This is a genomic window from Halosimplex litoreum (genome assembly GCF_016065055.1).
Classification (GTDB): domain Archaea; phylum Halobacteriota; class Halobacteria; order Halobacteriales; family Haloarculaceae; genus Halosimplex; species Halosimplex litoreum.
Window position 1 is genome coordinate 4,081,849 of record NZ_CP065856.1, and the last position, 17,444, is coordinate 4,099,292.

Annotated in this window: 20 protein-coding genes; 9 read left to right on the plus strand and 11 right to left on the minus strand. The window is 69.3% G+C overall.

What is annotated here, in order from left to right:
• Positions 1 to 41 precede the first annotated feature (41 nt).
• From I7X12_RS20080 to I7X12_RS20090, 3 genes are all read right to left on the minus strand, one after another.
• Positions 42 to 746, minus strand: coding sequence for a protein sorting system archaetidylserine synthase (locus I7X12_RS20080; RefSeq protein ID WP_198061775.1), 705 nt, complete (start codon positions 744 to 746; stop codon positions 42 to 44).
• 98 nt (positions 747 to 844) lie between these two features.
• Positions 845 to 1,099, minus strand: coding sequence for a DUF7344 domain-containing protein (locus I7X12_RS20085; RefSeq protein ID WP_198061776.1), 255 nt, complete (start codon positions 1,097 to 1,099; stop codon positions 845 to 847).
• A gap of 156 nt (positions 1,100 to 1,255) precedes the next feature.
• Complete coding sequence (locus I7X12_RS20090) at positions 1,256 to 1,921, minus strand: helix-turn-helix domain-containing protein (RefSeq protein ID WP_198061777.1); 666 nt, start codon at positions 1,919 to 1,921, stop codon at positions 1,256 to 1,258.
• Between the two features lie 130 nt (positions 1,922 to 2,051).
• Here I7X12_RS20090 and thrC point away from each other — a divergent pair, with 130 nt between their 5' ends.
• Positions 2,052 to 3,290, plus strand: a complete 1,239-nt coding sequence (thrC, locus tag I7X12_RS20095) for a threonine synthase (RefSeq protein WP_198061778.1) — start codon at positions 2,052 to 2,054, stop codon at positions 3,288 to 3,290.
• An 18-nt stretch (positions 3,291 to 3,308) separates the two neighbouring features.
• On the opposite strand, the gene I7X12_RS20100 is transcribed toward thrC, so the two are convergent.
• Complete coding sequence (locus I7X12_RS20100) at positions 3,309 to 3,983, minus strand: metal-dependent hydrolase (protein WP_198061779.1); 675 nt, start codon at positions 3,981 to 3,983, stop codon at positions 3,309 to 3,311.
• A 212-nt stretch (positions 3,984 to 4,195) separates the two neighbouring features.
• On the opposite strand from I7X12_RS20100, the gene I7X12_RS20105 reads away from it, so the two are divergent.
• Positions 4,196 to 5,269: a CNNM domain-containing protein gene (locus tag I7X12_RS20105; protein WP_198063937.1), complete on the plus strand. Its 1,074-nt coding sequence runs from the start codon at positions 4,196 to 4,198 to the stop codon at positions 5,267 to 5,269.
• Between the two features lie 53 nt (positions 5,270 to 5,322).
• Here the strand turns inward: I7X12_RS20105 and trxA are convergent, their stop codons facing one another.
• Positions 5,323 to 5,787 (minus strand): thioredoxin, encoded by a 465-nt coding sequence (gene trxA / locus I7X12_RS20110; protein ID WP_198061780.1) that lies wholly within the window; start codon positions 5,785 to 5,787, stop codon positions 5,323 to 5,325.
• A gap of 144 nt (positions 5,788 to 5,931) precedes the next feature.
• Between trxA and I7X12_RS20115 the strand changes: the two genes are divergently transcribed.
• Entirely contained in the window at positions 5,932 to 6,231 is a 300-nt protein-coding gene (locus I7X12_RS20115; protein WP_198061781.1) for a PRC-barrel domain-containing protein, read from the plus strand.
• Between the two features lie 182 nt (positions 6,232 to 6,413).
• Here I7X12_RS20115 and I7X12_RS20120 read toward each other — a convergent pair whose 3' ends face one another.
• On the minus strand, positions 6,414 to 6,812 hold the full coding sequence (locus tag I7X12_RS20120; protein ID WP_198061782.1) for an OsmC family protein: 399 nt from the start codon (positions 6,810 to 6,812) through the stop codon (positions 6,414 to 6,416).
• Between the two features lie 118 nt (positions 6,813 to 6,930).
• Entirely contained in the window at positions 6,931 to 7,665 is a 735-nt protein-coding gene (locus I7X12_RS20125; protein WP_198061783.1) for a metal-dependent hydrolase, read from the minus strand.
• Positions 7,666 to 7,805: 140 nt separating this feature from the next.
• Here I7X12_RS20125 and I7X12_RS20130 point away from each other — a divergent pair, with 140 nt between their 5' ends.
• Complete coding sequence (locus I7X12_RS20130; protein WP_198061784.1) at positions 7,806 to 8,162, plus strand: hypothetical protein; 357 nt, start codon at positions 7,806 to 7,808, stop codon at positions 8,160 to 8,162.
• A gap of 37 nt (positions 8,163 to 8,199) precedes the next feature.
• On the opposite strand, the gene I7X12_RS20135 is transcribed toward I7X12_RS20130, so the two are convergent.
• On the minus strand, positions 8,200 to 8,517 hold the full coding sequence (locus I7X12_RS20135) for a hypothetical protein (RefSeq protein ID WP_198061785.1): 318 nt from the start codon (positions 8,515 to 8,517) through the stop codon (positions 8,200 to 8,202).
• Between the two features lie 84 nt (positions 8,518 to 8,601).
• On the opposite strand from I7X12_RS20135, the gene I7X12_RS20140 reads away from it, so the two are divergent.
• Positions 8,602 to 9,969, plus strand: a complete 1,368-nt coding sequence (locus tag I7X12_RS20140; RefSeq protein WP_198061786.1) for a serine hydrolase domain-containing protein — start codon at positions 8,602 to 8,604, stop codon at positions 9,967 to 9,969.
• A gap of 77 nt (positions 9,970 to 10,046) precedes the next feature.
• A complete protein-coding gene (locus tag I7X12_RS20145; protein ID WP_198061787.1) occupies positions 10,047 to 11,234 on the plus strand; it encodes a S1C family serine protease in 1,188 nt (395 codons plus the stop codon).
• 70 nt (positions 11,235 to 11,304) lie between these two features.
• Here the strand turns inward: I7X12_RS20145 and I7X12_RS20150 are convergent, their stop codons facing one another.
• From I7X12_RS20150 to I7X12_RS20160, 3 genes are all read right to left on the minus strand, one after another.
• Positions 11,305 to 12,351: a hypothetical protein gene (locus tag I7X12_RS20150; protein ID WP_198061788.1), complete on the minus strand. Its 1,047-nt coding sequence runs from the start codon at positions 12,349 to 12,351 to the stop codon at positions 11,305 to 11,307.
• Positions 12,352 to 12,367: 16 nt separating this feature from the next.
• Positions 12,368 to 13,528 (minus strand): DNA primase small subunit PriS, encoded by a 1,161-nt coding sequence (gene priS, locus I7X12_RS20155; RefSeq protein ID WP_198061789.1) that lies wholly within the window; start codon positions 13,526 to 13,528, stop codon positions 12,368 to 12,370.
• 275 nt (positions 13,529 to 13,803) lie between these two features.
• Positions 13,804 to 14,289: a GNAT family N-acetyltransferase gene (locus I7X12_RS20160; RefSeq protein WP_006884509.1), complete on the minus strand. Its 486-nt coding sequence runs from the start codon at positions 14,287 to 14,289 to the stop codon at positions 13,804 to 13,806.
• Between the two features lie 106 nt (positions 14,290 to 14,395).
• Here I7X12_RS20160 and I7X12_RS20165 point away from each other — a divergent pair, with 106 nt between their 5' ends.
• From I7X12_RS20165 to I7X12_RS20175, 3 genes are all read left to right on the plus strand, one after another.
• On the plus strand, positions 14,396 to 15,424 hold the full coding sequence (locus tag I7X12_RS20165; RefSeq protein WP_198061790.1) for a DUF502 domain-containing protein: 1,029 nt from the start codon (positions 14,396 to 14,398) through the stop codon (positions 15,422 to 15,424).
• Positions 15,421 to 15,849 (plus strand): archease, encoded by a 429-nt coding sequence (locus I7X12_RS20170; RefSeq protein ID WP_198061791.1) that lies wholly within the window; start codon positions 15,421 to 15,423, stop codon positions 15,847 to 15,849. Before I7X12_RS20165 ends, I7X12_RS20170 begins: the two co-directional genes overlap by 4 nt.
• A 67-nt stretch (positions 15,850 to 15,916) precedes the next feature.
• Positions 15,917 to 17,008 carry a DoxX family protein gene (locus I7X12_RS20175; protein WP_198061792.1) on the plus strand — a complete coding sequence of 364 codons (1,092 nt, stop codon included), beginning with the start codon at positions 15,917 to 15,919 and terminating at the stop codon, positions 17,006 to 17,008.
• The last annotated feature ends 436 nt before the right edge of the window (positions 17,009 to 17,444 follow it).

Below are 17,444 nucleotides of genomic sequence, written 5' to 3' on the forward strand. Positions count from 1 at the left end.
AAAGGTTCCCCAGCGAACGGGTGGTCGACGGTCCCCGTCGGTCACTCGCCCCAGTAGAACCGCGGCGCGAGGAACATGTACCCGAGCGCCGCGACGAGGAGGAATCGGGGGAGGAGTCGCCCGAAGGCCGTCGGCGCGAGGATGGCCGCGGCCTGGACGACCCCCAGAATCCCGGCGTCGCGGGCCAGCAGCTTCGGGTAAGAGACCGGCGCGACCATCGCCACCGAGAGGACGGCGGTGACGGCCAGCAGGCCAGGGACCCACGTCAGGCCAGCGAGGTACGCCGCGGCGAGGATCGTCGCGCCGAGAGTGTTCTGGATACCCGGGCGGTTCTCGTCCTCGCCGACGAACTCGCTGTAGAGGCTGGTCCGCAGGACCGAGAAGACGACGAACAGCGCACCGGCACCGACGGCCGCGACGGCCTCGGCGGGCGGTGCCGCCGCGATCCCGTCGGCGAGCCACGCCCACTCGGCGCTGGCGATACCGACGACCAGCAGCGCGGGCGTCGCGCCGAACGAGACCACGTCGGTCACCGAATCGAGCAGCGGACCGACCTCGGTGCCGCCGAAGGCCCGGGCCGCGATCCCGTCGAGCGCGTCCGCGATGGCCGCCAGCAGGACGAGCCGGGCGGCGAGATGGGGGTCCGAGAGCGCGACGACGCCGGCGGCGAAGCCGACGACGGCGTTGGCGAGCGTGACGGCGTCGGCGACGCCGAGTCGCTCGCGCACGCGCAACCCCTCGTTCATACCAGCCCGGTCGGTGAGCGGGTACATCAATCACGGGGAAGCACGGTCGCCGGTCGCGACCGTCGAGTCCGCGGAGAACGGACCGTGGCAGCGTCTGCTTACCCGACGACGTCGAGCACCTGCACGAGCGATCCGACGCGTTCCCGCGGTTCGACGATGTCGCCCTCCTGGTCGTAGCGGACGGCGTCGCCGTCGACCAGTTTCGGCACGTGGGTGTGGTACAGCGCGAGGTACAGCTCCGAGACGGTCTCGGAGGCGATCTCGCTCACCGGCCTCCCGTGTTCGCGGCGGGCCGTCTCGTCGGCGAGATCCGCGAGCGTGAGCTCGCGGCCGTGGTCGTCCAGCGTCCGCACGACGTGCCGTCGGTATCGATGGTCTAGCAGTCCGAAGGCGTCCGTTACGGGGTTCGAAGCCGCTGTCGGCTGTGACTTCATACACCGGAGGACGGGCGACGCCCGGGTCCCCGTTCGTACTGCCCACGTCAAGGGTTTATCAGGGAGCCGGAACGGCTACGCTTTCTCGGCGGCGAGCGGCGTCACGCGGATGGTACTGGCGACGAGGGCGTGGTGGCCCCGGCGCAGCCGCTGGGAGAGCGACTGACGCGTGATGTCGAGTTCGTCGGCGACCTCGTCGAGCGTCGTCTCGCGCGGTTCCTCGAAGTATCCCATCTCCCAGGCGGTGTCGAGCGCCGCGTGTTGCTTCTCGGTGAGGCCGTACTGGCTGCCGGTCCGAGGGTGTTCGGTCTCGTAGAGCTTCACGAGGTCGTAGGTGATGTCGAACCGATGGGCGTACTCCTGGAACGACTCCAGCGGTTCGCGGTCGTCGAAGCGGATGCGGATATTCCAGACGCCGCGTTGGCCCTTGGCCTCGAGGATCGTCGCGCCGGCCTGCGTCGAGGCGTACACCATCGTGTCGACGTTCTCCGTCCAGGTCGCGCGGTACAGCGACGCCGACTCGAAGTCGTCGAGCCGCCGGAGGTCCTCGATCGATGGGTCCGCCCCGGCCGCGGCCTCGAACTCGTCGAGGTCCACGTCGGAGATCCAGAAGTAGGGGGTGAGCAGCTCGTCGGCGGCCGCGACGCGGTCGATCTCGACGACGAGGTCGGGGAGTCGCCCGAGCGTCGACGACAGCGCGAAGTCCTCCGAGGGGACGTGGAACTCGGCGAAGAGACTCATGCTCGCTCGGTTAGAGGCCCCCTCGGATAACGTCGTTTGCGGGATCGGTGTCGGTCGCTTGCGCCGAGGACGCCGAAAAGCCAGAAGGCATTTGTGACGGTCGGAACGACAGGTAGGCCAAGGCAACCCCATGACACTCGTCGAGGCCCTGGCCTGCGAACGCTGCGGGCGCCGCTACGCGCCCGCCGACGTCGAGTACACCTGCCCCGAACACGACGGCGTGGGCGGCATCCTCGACGTACGCTACGAGTACGACGCCGTCAGCGACGAACTCGCCGGCGTCCTCGACGGACCCATCGGTGACCTGTGGACCTACGAACCGCTGTTGCCCGTCGACGGCGACCCCGTCAGGCTGGGCGCCGGCGGCACCGACCTGCTCGACGCGCCCGCGCTCGGCGACGCGCTGGGCGTCGATGCACTCGTCAAAAACGAGACGACCAATCCCACCGGATCGAACAAGGACCGCGGGAGCGCCGTCGCCGTCTCACGAGCGCGCCAGCAGGGCCACGAGGTCGTCGCCTGCGCGTCGACTGGCAACGCCGCCGCGTCGCTGGCGGGCTACGCCGCCCGCGCCGGCCTCGACTGCCGCATCTTCGTCCCCGCCGACCTGCCCGAAGCGAAGGCCGTCCAGCCGCGCCTCTACGGCGCGACCGTCCTCGGCGTCGACGGCACCTACGCAGACGCCTACGAACTCTGCCGGGAGGTCTCGGCCGAACGCGGCTGGTACAACCGCAACGCCGCGATGAACCCCTACGCGGTCGAAGGCAAGCGCACGCTGGGGTTCGAACTCGCCGAACAGGCCCCGGCGGCCGACTGGGTCGTGATGCCGATGGGTAACGGCTGCTCGCTCGCCGGCGTCTGGAAGGGACTCCGGGAGTTCGAACGACTCGGCGTCGTCGACGACACGCCGCGGCTGCTCGGCGTCCAGGCCGAGGGCGCGACGGCCATCTACGACCGGTTCGTCGCCGAATCGGACGACAGCGACGCCGGCGCGTTCCCGATCGGGGAGCGCGAGGACGGCGCGGACACGACCGCCGACAGCATCGACGTGAGCGTCCCGCACAACGCGGGCAAGGCCTGTCGCGCGCTCGTCGAGAGCGGCGGCGACGCCGTCGTCGTCTCGGACGACGAGATCCTCGACGCCCAGCGACTCCTCGGCGAGTGCGAGGGCGTCTTCGCCGAACCGGCCTCCGCCGCGGCGGTCGCCGGCGTCCGCGCGGCGGTCGAGCGCGGGACCGTCGCGCCAGGCGAGCAGGTCGTCACCGTCGCGACGGGGACGGGTCTCAAGGACTCGGCCAGCGCCCGCGAGGCCGTCGACGACGTGATATCCGTCGACGCCGCCGGCGAGGGCCTTCCGGAAGACCTCTGAAGGCGGATTCGCACTCACTCAGTTCTCTTCGATCTCCCCGAGCCCGAGTCGGGCGGCCGTCACGACCGTCCCGGTGACGAGGATGGCCAGCTGCCAGCCGTGGCGGACGACCGGGAACATCCGCTCGGGGTCCTCGACGGTGTCCGGGTCGGGGCCGCCGCCGACGCCGCCGGGGTTGGGGTCGACGCCGGTCGAGATGTTGACCTCCTGTGAGGAACCGCGGCTGCGCGGGCCGGACTGCTCGGTGTCGGGGCTCAGGTCGACGTAGCTCTGGACGATCCCGCGCTGGTCGGAGACCTCGAAGCGGCCGTCGAGGACGTAGAACTGGTCGTGGAGCGGCCACAGCGGGTTGACGCCGTGGTCGACGAAGTCCAGCCCGATGCCCGCGAAGGCCAGCGCGACGACGCTGACCCACGCGAGGCGGACCCCCTCCGGACCCCAGCGGCCGCGGACGAACGAACGGTCGCGCAGACGGAGGTCGACGTACAGGAGCGCGCTCGCGACGATCGGGATGAGGTACGTGTGCAAGAGCGTGCGGTGACCGGCGACGAAAAAGAGGGCCAGAAACGAGTCCAGGTCCGGCGCGGCGACGACGGCGAGGACGACCAGCAGCGACCGACGATCGAAGACCGACCCCAGCAGCGCGGCGGCGATCATCCCGCCGAAGGCGAGATGGACCAGCGTGGAAGGCATACCCGTGGCTGTGTGATGTAGTGGCATAACCTTTCAGGGCCGAGCGGCGAGCGGCGAAATCGGATCGAGAGAGTCCAAGACACCACAATTTTCCGGAATCAGCCGTTCCGCCGCTTCTATAATCCTCGAAAGAGAAGCGGGCGGCGATGACCGCCCTGGAGACGTGGATCCGGTTGATCGCGGGCGTCGGCGTAGCGCAGGCGCACAGCTCGATGACCTCCCTGGAGGTGTGGGCCCGACTGATCGCAGGCGTCGGGTTGATCCTCGCCAACGGCTTCTTCGTCGCGATCGAGTTCGCGCTGACGCGGGCGCGACAGTTCACCGAGGAGGAGTTCGTGGACGGCAGCGCGGCGCTCGAACGAGCCTGGGAGATGACGAACAACCTGGAGATCTACCTGACCACCTGCCAGGTGGGAATCACGGCCTCCAGCATCGCCGTCGGGATCGTCGCCGAACCCGCGCTGGCGGCGATCTTCTTCCCGCTGTTCGAGGGGACGCGGCTGGCGACTATCGGCGCCGGCGCCATCATCGCGTTCCTGATCATCAACCTCGTCCACCTGACCCACGGCGAGCAGACGCCGACGTATCTCGGCGTCGAGCGCTCGCGGATGGTCTGCCGGTACGGCGCGGCGCCGCTGTACTGGTTCAACTACGCGATCTCGCCGCTGATCACCCTGGGCGACTACGTCGCCAAAGGGACGCTGGGACTGTTCGGCATCGAGATGACCGGCGCCTGGCTCGAGACCGAGGAGGACGTCATCGAGTCTCGCGCCGACTTGCGCAACAAGATGGGATCGGTCCTCGACGAGGGGGACCTCTCGGAGGAACGCCGCGACGAGGTGATGAACGCGCTGCACATCGGCGAGCGCCCCGTCAGCGAGGTGATGGTTCCCGTCGACGACATCGTCGCGCTCTCGACGACGGCCGACGTGACCGAGAACTTCCGCCGGATGGAGGCGAACCCACACACCCGCTACCCGCTCGTCGGCGACGACCTCACCGACTTCCGTGGGATCCTCTATCTCCCCGTCCTCGCGGGCCACCGCGAGGACCTGGCGAACGACGAGGCGATAGACTTCGAGGACCTGGCGGCGCCGCCGATGACGCTCTCGCCCGACGCGGACGTGAGCGACGCTATCGACCAGTTCCAGGCCGAAAATCAGGAGCTCGCCCTGGTCATCGAGGACGGCGAAGTGGTCGGGATGGTCACCGTCACCGACCTGCTCGAATCCGTTACCGGCGACATCGAGGACCCGATCGACACCGGCGAGGCGACGCCGAACTGACCGGGTCGGCCGGTACCGACACGCGGCGAGTTTTCCGGAGCGGTCCCGCTCGCTCAGACGTGCTGGCCGACGAGTTCCCGGAGCGCTCCTTCGTCCTGCACGCCGACGCGGCGCTCGGCCGGTTCGCCGTCGACGAACAGGACGAGCGTGGGGACGCCCTGGACGCCGTACTCGCGGGCCAGTCCCTGGTGGGCGTCAACGTCGACCTTCGCGACGGTCGCGTCGGTCGTCTCGGCGATGTCTTCGACGATCGGTTCGAGCATCTTGCAGGGACCACACCAGTCGGCGTAGAAGTCGACCAGGACGACCCCCTCGGCGACGGTCTCCTCGAACTCGCTCTCGGTCTCGATATGGACCGGGTCGTCGGGGGTAGCTACGCCACCCACACCCGGTTCGGACTCGTCGGTCGCCGAATCGCCCGAGAGAGTCGAACTCTCCCCGGCCTCGAGCCGTTCTCGCTTGCGCTCGCGGATCCGTTCGAGCTCCTCGTCGGTCGCGTCGTCGCTGGCGTCACTCATCGGCCACCCGTAGGAGTCGCGCCCGTTTAACGCCCACGGCGTCGTGTCCGTCGGACGCACGGACGACGCCCGACAGACGGGATTTCGGCGGCTGCGTCAGACACAGAACAAGAATTTAAGACCCCGCCAGCCGAGTTACGGCATATGAATCCCGAGACGGCGCCACAGGAGATCACGACGCTCGTGGGGCGGGAAGTCTACACCAAAAACGGCGTGTTCGTCGGTGAGGTCGAGGACCTGCGGCTCGACCTGAACGTCGAGCAGGTGACTGGCCTCGCGCTCCACCAGATCAACGCGGAGCTGTTCGGCCCGGACGTCTCCGGCTCGCGCGGCGTCATCGTCCCCTACCGCTGGGTGCAGGCCGTCGGCGACATCGTCATCGTCAACGACGTGGTCGAGCGCGTCCACGGCGACGAGGGCGACGAGGAAGAAGTCGCGGCCTGACGCTCCGTTCTCGGTTCTGACCACCGTTCCCCGTCTCGCGCCACCGCCGTCCCAGGAGCGCGAGCGCGACGACGAGCGCCACGGGTCCCGCAGTCAGTCGCCTCACGGCGGCTACTCCGCACTCTCCGGCAAGCGCCTCGGCCCGTGCAGGGCCGAAAAAGCTGCGAGAGTGGGACCGGTCCTCAGAAGGCGTCGTCTTCGAGCGTGATGTCGGCGTGGAGCTCGTCGCGCAGCGACGAGTGGACGTGGCAGATCTCCTCGCCGAGCTCGACGATCTCCTGGCCGTCCTCGCCGAGCGACTCCTCGACGTGGATCGTCCACGTGAACGCCTCGATGTCGTCGTCCTCGTCGAGGTCGGCCTCGACCTCGACCTCGACGTGACCGATATCGTCGTAGCCGGTCTGGTCGGCGGCGACGCGCAGGGCCGGGATGTAACAGGAGGCGTAGTCGGCCGCCAGCACCTGGTTCGGCGACGGGCCGTCGTTCGAGAGCGCGTCGACGACCAGCGACCACTCGCCGTCGATCTCGTTTTCGACCGTGTACCCTTCCTCACAGACGCTCGTGACTTCGATGTCGGACATACGCGAAGACGTTCGGTAGCCCCCTTCTAAAAGCTGCCCAACCGAGGCGAGCGCGCCGGAGACGGCGGCGGCGAGCGGGCTGTTCGAACCAGGCCCGAACTGCGTCGTCCTCGAGTTGTCAGTGGCCTTCCGTGAGGTCGAACGTCTCGTCGCCGTCGAGGACGTGGACCTCGGCGTCGCTCCCGGTCGCCGCCACCTCGTCGACGAAGTCGTCGGTGTCCATCTCGATCGGCGGGAACGTGTCGTAGTGCATCGGGAAGGCGTGATCGACGTCGAGCCAGTCGGCCGCGATAGCGCCCTGCATCGGCCCCATCGTGAAGTGGTCACCGACCGGGAGCGCCGCGGCGTCCGGTTCGAGGAACGGCCCGATCACGTCGCGCATCTCCGTCATGAGACCGGTGTCGCCCGCGTGGTAGAACGCCTCGCTCTCCTCGTCTTCGACCTGCGTCGGCTTGGTGTCGGAGATCACGAAGCCGGCGGGCGGCCCGGCCGAGTACTCGTAGCCGGTCTCGATGCCGTTGGTGTGGTCTGCGCGGTGCATCGTCACGAAGGCGTCGCCGCACTCGACGGTCCCGCCGAGGTTCATGCCCATCCCGCCGACGGCGTCCTCGAAGCCCAGTTCCTCCTGAGCGTAGGTCGCCAGCTCCGGGACCGCGACCAGCGTCGCGTCCGAGAAGGCCCCTGCGTGGCCGATGTGGTCGGCGTGACCGTGTGTCAACAGGACGTAATCGGGTGTGTCGACGTCCTCCGGCGACAGGTCGGTCTTCGGGTTGTCGAAGAACGGGTCGATCAGGAGATCCGTGCTACCCACCGTGACGTGCCACGTCGAGTGGCCGTGCCAGGTCAGTTCCATAGTCGGTCCGTGGTACGTGGCAGACGCACTTAATGGCACGACCACCGGCAGGCCCTCGCCCGAAGCCGTCGCTCCTCACCGGCCGCCGCGGGTCCCCGCGGACCGGTCGACTTTTATCGGTTAGTTGTTAAGAACGTCTCGTGTCCGACGAGGTCCTCCGCTGCGCGTATCGCTGGGGCGTCCGCGGCGCGGGCGCCGTGACGCTGCTCGTCTACGGCGGGCTCTGGCTGGGCGGTGCGACCCACGACGACCTCGTCGCGACGACGCTCGCGCTGGCGTTTCTCTGTCTCTCGCCGGGTGCCCTCATCCTCGGGTGGGGCGAGTCAGGGACGAGCGAGGTGGGCGCCGCCTCGGAGATGGGCGTGACGCTGGATGCCGACACGCGACAGCGCGCGGTGGTCTCGACCGGTTCGCGGCTCGTCCCGCTCGGCTTTTTCCTCACCGGCGTCGGAGTGCAGGGGGTCGTCGTCACCGCGCTCGTGGGGCTGATCGGATGAGCGTGCGGGGACGCGACCGGACCGGCGCCGTTCCGTCTCACTCGTCGGTCTCGGGCCGTTGCTGTCGACGACGTCGCTTCTCGCGCTCCCATCGCTTCTGTCGCTGGCTCTCCTGGGCGCGGTTGCTCGCGTAGCGGACCCAGGCGTAGGCCTGCCGGTCGAGCGCGCGAAAGAGCAGCGCGGCCGACCCGACGACGGCACCGACCACGATCGGCGCGACGACCAGCGGCGAGGAGAGGTGGACGGCGACGTAGGCCGCGACGAGCGCGATCAGACTGATCTCCAGGCCGACCCGCAACGCGGGTCGGCGCCAGTCCGGCCGCCCCTTCTCGTCCGTCGCGACCCATCGGCTCATGGCACACCCTTTGGGCAACTCCGTGTTGTAGTTTGCCCCGCGGATCACGTACCGATTTGCGCGCTCGCCGAGAGGGAGAGCGTGATGGCCCCGCCAGCGACTTCGCCCGATCGCGTCGAATCGGCGCTCGACCGTGTCGAATCGTGGGTCGACGACGAAGGGATCCCCGGCGCGAGCATCGCGCTCGTCGACGGGTCGGAGGTCGTCGCGACCGATGGGTTCGGACGGCGGGGCCCGGACCGACCCGCCACCGGAGACACGCTGTACGCCGTTGGCTCCGTCACCAAGCCGGTGACTGCCCTCGCGACGCTCGTCCTCGCCGACCGCAAGGGGATCGACCTCGACGACCCGATAGCCGACTACGTCCCGTACTTCGCGGACGCGCCGGGTGAGCCGGTCACCGTCGGACGGCTGCTCTCGCACACCTCCGGCATGCCGAACGACGACCTCGCGTTCGCGGCCGACGCGCTCGACGGGTGGGACGAGTTCCGATCGTTCGTCGCCGAGTCGACCGACCGGGGGCTTCTCGATGACGACCGCTTCTACTACTACAACAGCGGGTACGCGGTCCTCGACCGTCTCGTGACGGCCGTCTCGGGGACGGAGTTTCCGACGTTCGTGCGACGGGCGGTGTTCGACCCGCTGGAGATGCGCGAGGCGACCTTCGACCGTTCCGTGTTCACCGATCCGTCCGCCGACGTGATGACGCCGTACGTCAGCGCCGCCGAGGAGTTCCGCGACGCCGCTGGGTCGGAGAACCCGATCCTGACGAGCGACCTGCTGCGAGCCCCCGGCGGACTGCTCGCGAGCGTCACCGACCTCGCTCGCCTCGTTCGAGCCCATCTGGCCGACGACCCACCGCTGTCCGAGACGGTATTCGATCGGCTGTCGACGCGCGTCGCGACTCGCGAGCGACTGGTCGACGGAACGGAGACGGCGTACGGCCACGGGCTGGAGAGCGAGCCGTTCGGATCGGACCGGCTCGTGGGACACGGCGGCAACACCGGCTGCTCCGGTGGATACGTCGGATTCCTCGAGGACGCCGGCGTCGGTATCGCGATCGCTCACACCGGCGTCGCCGACGGGAAGGCAGCGACGCGAGACGCCCTCGCGGTACTGGTGGGCGTAGACCCGGACGCGATCGACCCGGTCGCCGCAGTCGACGCCGTGCTCGACGACCTGGTCGGTCGCTACGAGAGCCCTGGCGGGAACCACCACGCGACCGTCCGACGGGACGAGGCCAGACTGGACGTCGCGTTCGGCGGGGACGGCGGTCGTTTCGAGGTCCGCGCGCTCCCGCTCGACCTGTCGGGGAGCCTCTACCGGTTCACCGACGTGGACTGCGCGGAGAGCACGACCGACGTGGAGTGGTACGCGGGGGACACTCCGAAACTCGTGTTCGAGGGGATGCCGTTCCGGCGCGTCGGACCCCGCTCCGCCGACGGGGACTGAGTGGACAACCGGCGCGACCGCTCCGAGACCACCGCCCCCGTCCGCGGTTTTATTCGGCTGGTCTCCTACGAACCAACATGGACGACTCCGACTCGTCGCGGCGGCGATTCCTCGCGGTCTGCGGGACGGCGCTGTCGGCGGGCGTCGCCGGCTGTTCCGGCTCGATCTTCGGCGGAGAGACCGAGGACACGACGCCGGTCGATCCCCAGCCGTCGACGCCCGTTCCGGACGCCGAAGGCGACGGCGGCCCGGGCGGTTCGGACGGCGCCGCCGGCGACTTCGAGCAGTTCGACCAGTCCGACCAGTCCGACCAGTCCGACGCGGCGACCTACACCGACGTGTACCGGTCGACCGCTCCGTCGGTCGCGCAGATCCAGGTGTACACCGGCGCGCCCGGCCCCTCGCAGGGGACCGGCTTCGTCTACAGCGACGGCCACGTCGTCACGAACCAGCACGTCGTCGAGGGCGCAGAGACGATCTTCCTGCGGTTCAGCGAGGGCGGCTGGCTCGGCGCGGCCGTCGAAGGGACGGACGTGTACAGCGACCTCGCGGTCCTCTCCGTCGAAGGACTCCCCGAGAGCGCCGAGCCGCTGGCGCTCCGGGAGTCCGACCCCGACGTGGGAACGGAGGTCATCGCGATCGGCAACCCGTTCGGCTTCTCCGGGTCGGTCTCCTCGGGCATCGTCAGCGGCCTCAACCGGACGCTCCCGGCGCCGAACGACTTCTCCATCCCCGACGCGATCCAGACCGACGCGCCGGTCAACCCCGGCAACTCCGGCGGGCCGCTGGTCACGCTCGACGGCTCGGTGGCGGGCGTCATCAACTCCGGCGGCGGCAACGACATCGGCTTCGGCATCTCCGCGCCGCTCACGCGCAGAGTGATCCCCGCACTGCTCGAAGACGGGGAGTTCGAACACGCCTACATGGGCGTCCGCCTCCAGACGGTCGGCCCGCTGCACGCCGAGGCCAACGACGTGGACGAACGCGTCGGCGTCTACATCGCCGTCGTCCGCGACGGCGGCCCGTCAGAGGGCGTCCTACAGGGTTCGACCGGCGAGACGACCGTCGCTGGGCAGTCCGGCGTCGAGACCGGCGGCGATATCGTCGTCTCGATGGGCGGCACACCGGTCCCGACCAGGGAAGCGCTCGCCAGCTACCTCGCGCTGGAGACCAGTCCCGGCGACACCATCGACGTGACCGTCCTTCGCGACGGAGAGGAACGGACGGTCGAACTCACCCTCGGATCGCGACCCGACCCGGTCTGATCGGTCGGGAATCGACAGTAGGGCCGCCGCTGTGCGGTCGGTCTTCGCGTCTGATCCGCGGTGAGACGTCTCAGTCCAGCCGCTCGGCCGCGTCCCGTTCGACGAGCGGCCCGGCGTTGGCCTCGGGCAGCGTCACCACGTCCTCGGCGGTGAGGTCGTACGAGCGGTCGTCGACGCCGAAGATCTCGCCCACGTCGCTCGTGATCTTCACCGTCGCGCGGTCGACGGACGGCTCCGCGTCCGGCTCCGGCTCGTCGGCCGAAGCTGGCGCCGGCCCGGAGCCGCTCCCCGGATCGACGGCGGTGGACCCGCCGTCGGCCTGTGGCGGCCGGTCGCGGGGGTCGTCGTCCGGTGATCGATCGCCGGAGGTCTGTCCCTCCGAGCCGACCGACTCGGCCGTCTCCGAACCGTTCCCCATCAGGTCGGCCGCGTCGACCCCGGACGCTTCCGGGGGCGTGTCGGGCGGCGGACTCGGCGCCGAGTCGTCCGCGGGCGTGTCCGTCGGGGGCGCGTCCGGCGGCGCCGTCCCGGGGGCGTCACCCAGTTCGTCGGGGTCGGTCGGCATGTCGCGTCGGTCGCCGTCGGCGGGCGACGGTTCCCGGTCCGGATCCGCGGGCGAGGCGTCCGCGGCGCCGGCGTCGACTGCCGGGCCTGCGTCGGCCTGCTCGGCCGGGTCCCTTCCGACCGCGGGCTCCGGGGTGTCCACGTCGGCCGCGGCCGCCGCTGGATTCTCGCCGTCGATGACGGCCTCGACTCTGGCGCGGTTCTCCTCGATGGCGCCGACCAGCGTCTCGAAGAGGCTCCGCTCCTCCGTGGTGAGCCCCTCGTCCTCGGTGGGCATATCGGCGGCGGCGAGCGACGCCATCTTGACGATCTTGCCGACGCGGCGCTCGTAGATGGCCTCGACGGTCCCTTCGGCCGTGTCGATGTCGTCGCTGAGGCGGTTGACCTCGGGAGCGTCCCAGGGGTCGTCGGCCTCCTCGGCGGCGCGCTCGCGCTCGCGGTGGAGCTGCTGGATGAACTCGCCGGCGTCCTTGTAGAACGACTCGCGCAGCTGTTGGAGGCTGTCGGTCTGCCGTTCGCGGCTCTGGGCCGACTGGAGTTCGTTCAGGTCCATCATCGCGGTTCGGTCCTCATTCTGGTGCCTTCTCGGCGCGACCTCTGGCCATCAGGAACACGCCGAGGTACTCCGGAACGGAACGGATTCCCGCCTGGAGATTAAAGCTATCGCCACGCAGTTCGACCTCCCCGGAGGTCGTCACCTCGACGTTGATCTCGTGGCCCACGAACGTCTCGGGGACGGCGTCGACCAGCGGATCGAAGTCGTCGAGGTCCGTACGGTCGATGCGCCGCACCGCCAGCGCGCTCCCGCCGTGGAGGCTCCCCGGCAAGCGAATGAGACGGTTCACGTCGGTCGTCACCGGCTCGTCGATCGGGGCGTTTTGCGCCTCGACGACCTCGTCGACGAACGCGTCGAGCAGCGTCCGCAACCCGACGCCACCGAGTTCGACGTTGCCCGCCTCCAGCGCCGCGGCGTTGCTCTCCAGGGCGCCGTAGATAGTGTCGGCTCGCCCTTCGCCGATACCGTCGAGTTCCCGCAGTCGCGCCGTCGCCTCGTCGTCGTCCATCGCGAGCAACTCGTCGACGAACTCGAGGAGTCGTTCGTGGACGCGGCGGCCCCAGCCGCCCTGCGTCTCGACGACGCGCCGGCTGACGCCGCCACGCATCTCGCTCGTCTGGACGTACTCGTCGTCCAGCCCGATCCCACGGACGTAGTCGACGATCTCGCGTCGCGCGTCGCTCCCCAGTTCCTGGACCGTCTCGTCGCGGACGTGGACGTGATAGCCCCGACCGCCGGAGAAGACGACCGTCGTGTCGTCGAAGCCGAAGTCGTCGTCGAGGAAATCGAGCAGCCGACGGAGCGCGTCCTTGCATTTGGCGAGCATCTCGGCGTAACTGTCCTCGCCCAGCGTCACCGACGGGAGGTGGTCGGCGTCGAGGTCGAAGACCAGGTCGGAGGCCCGCCAGGTCTTCTCACTCATCGAACTCGCGCCGGGGCTCTCGTAGCGGCCGGCGGAGAAGTAGACGTGTTTCGGGCGTTCGCGGGCGAGGAAGTCCTCCAGGTTACCCACGTCGAGCAGCGAGCGGTGGCGGATCATCGTCTCGCCGGGGCCGTCGGTCCAGGGGATGTACCCCCACTCGCGCTCGTTGGCCTCCGGCGGCGGGGTCAGATCCGACCGTCGGTAGTGGTCGCCGAAGCGGCCTCGGAGGTACGCCCGCGTCTGTTCCTGCACGGCTACCGGGTTTCGGACCGGGCGTAAAAGCGGTTTCGCTCATCGGCCGAACGTGTCGGACGACCGTCCCGAGATCCACCGCTCACGGGTCATTTCGTTCACCGGAAGACTCGCTACGCTCGCCTTCCGAGCCTGCGCTCACTCCGTTCGCGCAGATCCCGTTCGCATCGAGGTCTCCCTGCGCTCGCGGCACACACCACTCAGCAGACGAATCGCTCGCAGCTCACTACGTTCGCCGCTCGCGTATCCGAGGCGCTCGCTTCGCTCGCGCCTCGTTATCCCCCGAGCAACTTCGAGAGACGGTCGGCCAGCCCCTCTTCCTCACCGAGCTTGAGGTAGTAGGCGTCGCCGCCGTCCTCGTAGTAGTTGTCGATGCGGCGTTCGATGGAGAAGCCGATGTGCTGGTAGAATCGCAGCGCGTCGCGGTTGGTCGTCCGGGCGTGGCAGGTCACCGAACTGTAGTCCTCCGCGACGCGGGCGACCAGCGCTTCGCCGAAGCCCTCGCCCTGGTAGGCCGAGTCGACGGCGAGAAAGAGGATGTAGCCGTCGCGGCGGACGGCCGCGAAGCCGACCATCGCGTTGCGGTCGGCGCGGTCGACGAACAGGTAGACGGTCGAGCGCTCGTAGGCGTTCTCGAAGAACCCGCGGCGCTGGCGGAGCACACCGTCACGGGCGCGGATGCGCTCTTTGAGTTGCCAGGCCTGCTCGACGTAGTCGGCGTCTCCTGGGTCGACGACCCGTCGCTCGACGTTGACGCTCACTAACCGGGGTGTAGCGTGCAAGCCACTATAATTCCATCGGCGTCGACGCGGCCGTCGGCCGCCCTACGGCCACAAACCTTTCGTCGGGCCGCGGCCAGCAGTGTGTATGGTGTTGCTCTCGTCCGGGCCGACACCGGACGTCACCGGGTCGGACACGACGCTCTCCGAGACGGTCCGGCAGGTCTTCATCACCGGCGCGGCGCTGACTATCCCCATCCTCATCACGGTGATGATCCTCGCGTTCGTCGTCAACTTCATTCTCCAGGCGATCAGCCCGGTGGTCGATCTCGTGAGCGAGCAGTACGGGGTCGGGACGAACCTCGACCCGATCGTGATGGAGTTGCTCGCTGTCCTGACGCTCGTCACGCTGATCTTCGTCATCGGCCTCGTCGCCGAAGCCCGCTCGGGCAACGGCTTCGAGCGGGTGTTCGACACGCTGATGGCCCGCATCCCGGGCGTCGGGTCGGTCTACACGAGTTTCAACGAGATGACCGAACTGCTCCTGTCGAACGACGCCGAGAGCTTCCGCGAGGTGAAACTCGTCGAGTTCCCCCGCGAGGGCTCGTACTCCCTGGCGTTCGTCACCGCCGACGCACCGCCGACCATCGGCGAGACCACCGGTCACGACGACGTGACGACGCTGTTCATGCCGCTCGCCCCCAACCCCGTGATGGGCGGGTACGTCGTCCACGTCTCCAGCGACCGGGTGTACGACGTGGACCTGACGGTCGAGCAGGGGATCCGGTCGATCGTCACCAGCGGGGTCGCCACCGGCGAGCGGGGCGACGACGACTCGCCCGAGGAACTGGTCGACCTCGAGACCATCCGCGAGCAGGCCCGTGACGGCGTCGGCGACCTCAGCGACTGGGGGACCCGAACCGTCGACGACCTGAGCGACATGACCGGCGACGCGGCCGACGACTTGCGCGAACAGGCCCGTCGGGAGTTCGCCGCGCTCCACCCCGAGATCGACGAATCCGAGATCGACGACGAGGAGGCCGTCCGCCATTACATGCTCGAACAGAGCGACGCCGAAGTCGGGCGGTCGGCCGGCGGCGACGCCGACGGCGAATCCACCGACGAAACGCCGACAGACGACACGACGGTCGGCGGCTCGACGGGGGGCGACGCGTGAGCTTCGAACTGCGCGAGCACACCGCCGACGTGGCCGTCGAGGCCGTCGGGGAGTCGCTCGACGCCGTCTTCGGCGCCGTGGCCGACGGGATGGCCGCGGCGATGTGCGACGAGATCCCGACCGACGGCGACGAGCGCTTCGACTTCTCCGTCACCGCGGAGGGCCGCGAAGCGCTGCTGTTCGACTACCTCGACGAACTCATCTACGAGCGCGACGTGCGCGTCGTCCTCCCGGTCGACAACGAGGCCACGGTCTCGGCCCCGTCGTCCGACGACGGGCCGAACGAGTGGGTCCTCTCCGGGTCGGCCCGGGGCGTCCCGCTCGAACGCGTCGAGGCGCGTGACCTGAAAGCCGTCACCTACTCCGAGATGGACCTCTCCGAGACCGACGACGGCTGGCACGCCTACGTCGTCTTCGACGTGTAGGTCGGAGAACCGACCCGTTCCGGCCGAGAAGATGCCATTTATCCCCGACCGATGCCAACCACCGAACATGAGACAACCGGCTGCGCGGTCGGGTTCGGGCCTGCTTCTGGTCGGATTCGCGCTGGCGACGCTCGTCGGGCGAGCGAGCGCACACGTCGACTACGTCACCGACCCGCCGACGGCGACGCGGGACGCGGTCGAGTTCGCCGTCGAGGTGCTCTCCGACCCGCTGAACCTCGCGCTCGTCGCGGGCGGGACGGTCGGCGTCGTCGGCCTCTTGACCGCGTTGCTCGTGGTCCGACCGACGGTACCCGACTTCGAGGCGCTCCGGAGCGCGCTGTCGTCCTACCGGGAGTACGTCCCGTGGATGCTGCGGCTGAGCCTCGGCCTCCCGCTCGTCGGCGCCGGGTTCGCCGGCTATCTCTTCAGCCCGGCCGTCCCCGCCGAGGCGCGGATCCTGCAGGTCGGGCTCGGATTTCTCCTGCTCTTCGGTCTGGCGACGCGGGCGGTCGCCGCCGTCGGCCTCCTGACGTATCTCGCCGCCTTCGCGTTCAACCCGGGACTCGTCCTGGCGATCGAGTACGTGCCCGGATTCCTCGCCGTCCTCCTGGTCGGCGGCGGCCGCCCGAGCGCCGACCACATGCTGAGCGTGGTCGCGGGCACCGCCGGCACGTACTACGGCCGGGTCGACCCTATCGGTGGCGTCGCCACGCGGTTCGCCGAGCTGATCGACCCTTACGAGCGCTACGTCGCGACCGTCCTTCGGGTCGGCGTCGGCCTCGCGTTCGCCTATCTCGGGCTCGTCGAGAAGCTCGCGAACCCCTCCCGGGCGGTCCAGGTGGTCTACAAGTACGACCTGACGAGCGTCGTCCCCGTCGACCCCGGCCTGTGGGTGCTGGGCGCCGGCCTCACGGAGATCGGCGTCGGCCTGCTGCTGGTCGTCGGCTACTACACCCGCGGCGCCGCCGCCGTCGCGTTCACCATGCTCGTCATGACGCTGTTCGGTCTCCCCGACGACCCCGTGCTCGCCCACATCACGCTGTTCGGCATGATCTCGGCCATCTTCACCCTCGGCAGCGGCCCCCTCTCGCTCGACGCCTGGCTGAGCCCCTCGGAAGAGCGCGAGCGGGACCGAGACACGGTTTCGGTCGCCGACTGACCCGCCGAGCGTAACGTTCAGTACAGGTGAGGGAGTGAGCAGTCGCGGTGCGGTCGGCGCGCGCTGTCGCGAGACGAGACTCGCGACAGCATCGTGCGAGGGATGAGCGGAGGAACGGAGTGACGGAGCGAATCGGCTGGGGAGGGCCGTGGCTATCTGCGGTGCTGTGCGGGGCGGTCTCTTGTTCCGGTCCTGGTGGACTGAACGGGCGAGGCGCGCTCGCGTCTCCTTCAGTCGTCTGAGCGGGTCCTATCCGAAGCGGCCGGAGGCCGCGAGGATATCCCGCTCAGCGACCGCGAGAGCGAGGTCGACCGCAGGGAGACCTCGTCAACGCGAACGGGGTCTGCGCGAACGAAGTGAGCGCAGGCTCGGAAGACGAGCGGAGCGAGTCTTCCGGCGAGCGAAGCGACCCGTGAGCGAGCGCGCCGAGGGCTTT

Coding starts and splice junctions, on each gene's coding strand:
- I7X12_RS20080 (WP_198061775.1), bottom strand. CDS start 746: ATGAACGAGGGGTTGCGCGTGCGCGAGCGACTCGGCGTCGCCGACGCC.
- I7X12_RS20090 (WP_198061777.1), bottom strand. CDS start 1,921: ATGAGTCTCTTCGCCGAGTTCCACGTCCCCTCGGAGGACTTCGCGCTG.
- thrC (WP_198061778.1), top strand. CDS start 2,052: ATGACACTCGTCGAGGCCCTGGCCTGCGAACGCTGCGGGCGCCGCTAC.
- I7X12_RS20100 (WP_198061779.1), bottom strand. CDS start 3,983: ATGCCTTCCACGCTGGTCCATCTCGCCTTCGGCGGGATGATCGCCGCC.
- I7X12_RS20105 (WP_198063937.1), top strand. CDS start 4,196: ATGACCTCCCTGGAGGTGTGGGCCCGACTGATCGCAGGCGTCGGGTTG.
- trxA (WP_198061780.1), bottom strand. CDS start 5,787: ATGAGTGACGCCAGCGACGACGCGACCGACGAGGAGCTCGAACGGATC.
- I7X12_RS20115 (WP_198061781.1), top strand. CDS start 5,932: ATGAATCCCGAGACGGCGCCACAGGAGATCACGACGCTCGTGGGGCGG.
- I7X12_RS20120 (WP_198061782.1), bottom strand. CDS start 6,812: ATGTCCGACATCGAAGTCACGAGCGTCTGTGAGGAAGGGTACACGGTC.
- I7X12_RS20125 (WP_198061783.1), bottom strand. CDS start 7,665: ATGGAACTGACCTGGCACGGCCACTCGACGTGGCACGTCACGGTGGGT.
- I7X12_RS20135 (WP_198061785.1), bottom strand. CDS start 8,517: ATGAGCCGATGGGTCGCGACGGACGAGAAGGGGCGGCCGGACTGGCGC.
- I7X12_RS20140 (WP_198061786.1), top strand. CDS start 8,602: ATGGCCCCGCCAGCGACTTCGCCCGATCGCGTCGAATCGGCGCTCGAC.
- I7X12_RS20145 (WP_198061787.1), top strand. CDS start 10,047: ATGGACGACTCCGACTCGTCGCGGCGGCGATTCCTCGCGGTCTGCGGG.
- I7X12_RS20150 (WP_198061788.1), bottom strand. CDS start 12,351: ATGGACCTGAACGAACTCCAGTCGGCCCAGAGCCGCGAACGGCAGACC.
- I7X12_RS20165 (WP_198061790.1), top strand. CDS start 14,396: ATGGTGTTGCTCTCGTCCGGGCCGACACCGGACGTCACCGGGTCGGAC.
- I7X12_RS20175 (WP_198061792.1), top strand. CDS start 15,917: ATGAGACAACCGGCTGCGCGGTCGGGTTCGGGCCTGCTTCTGGTCGGA.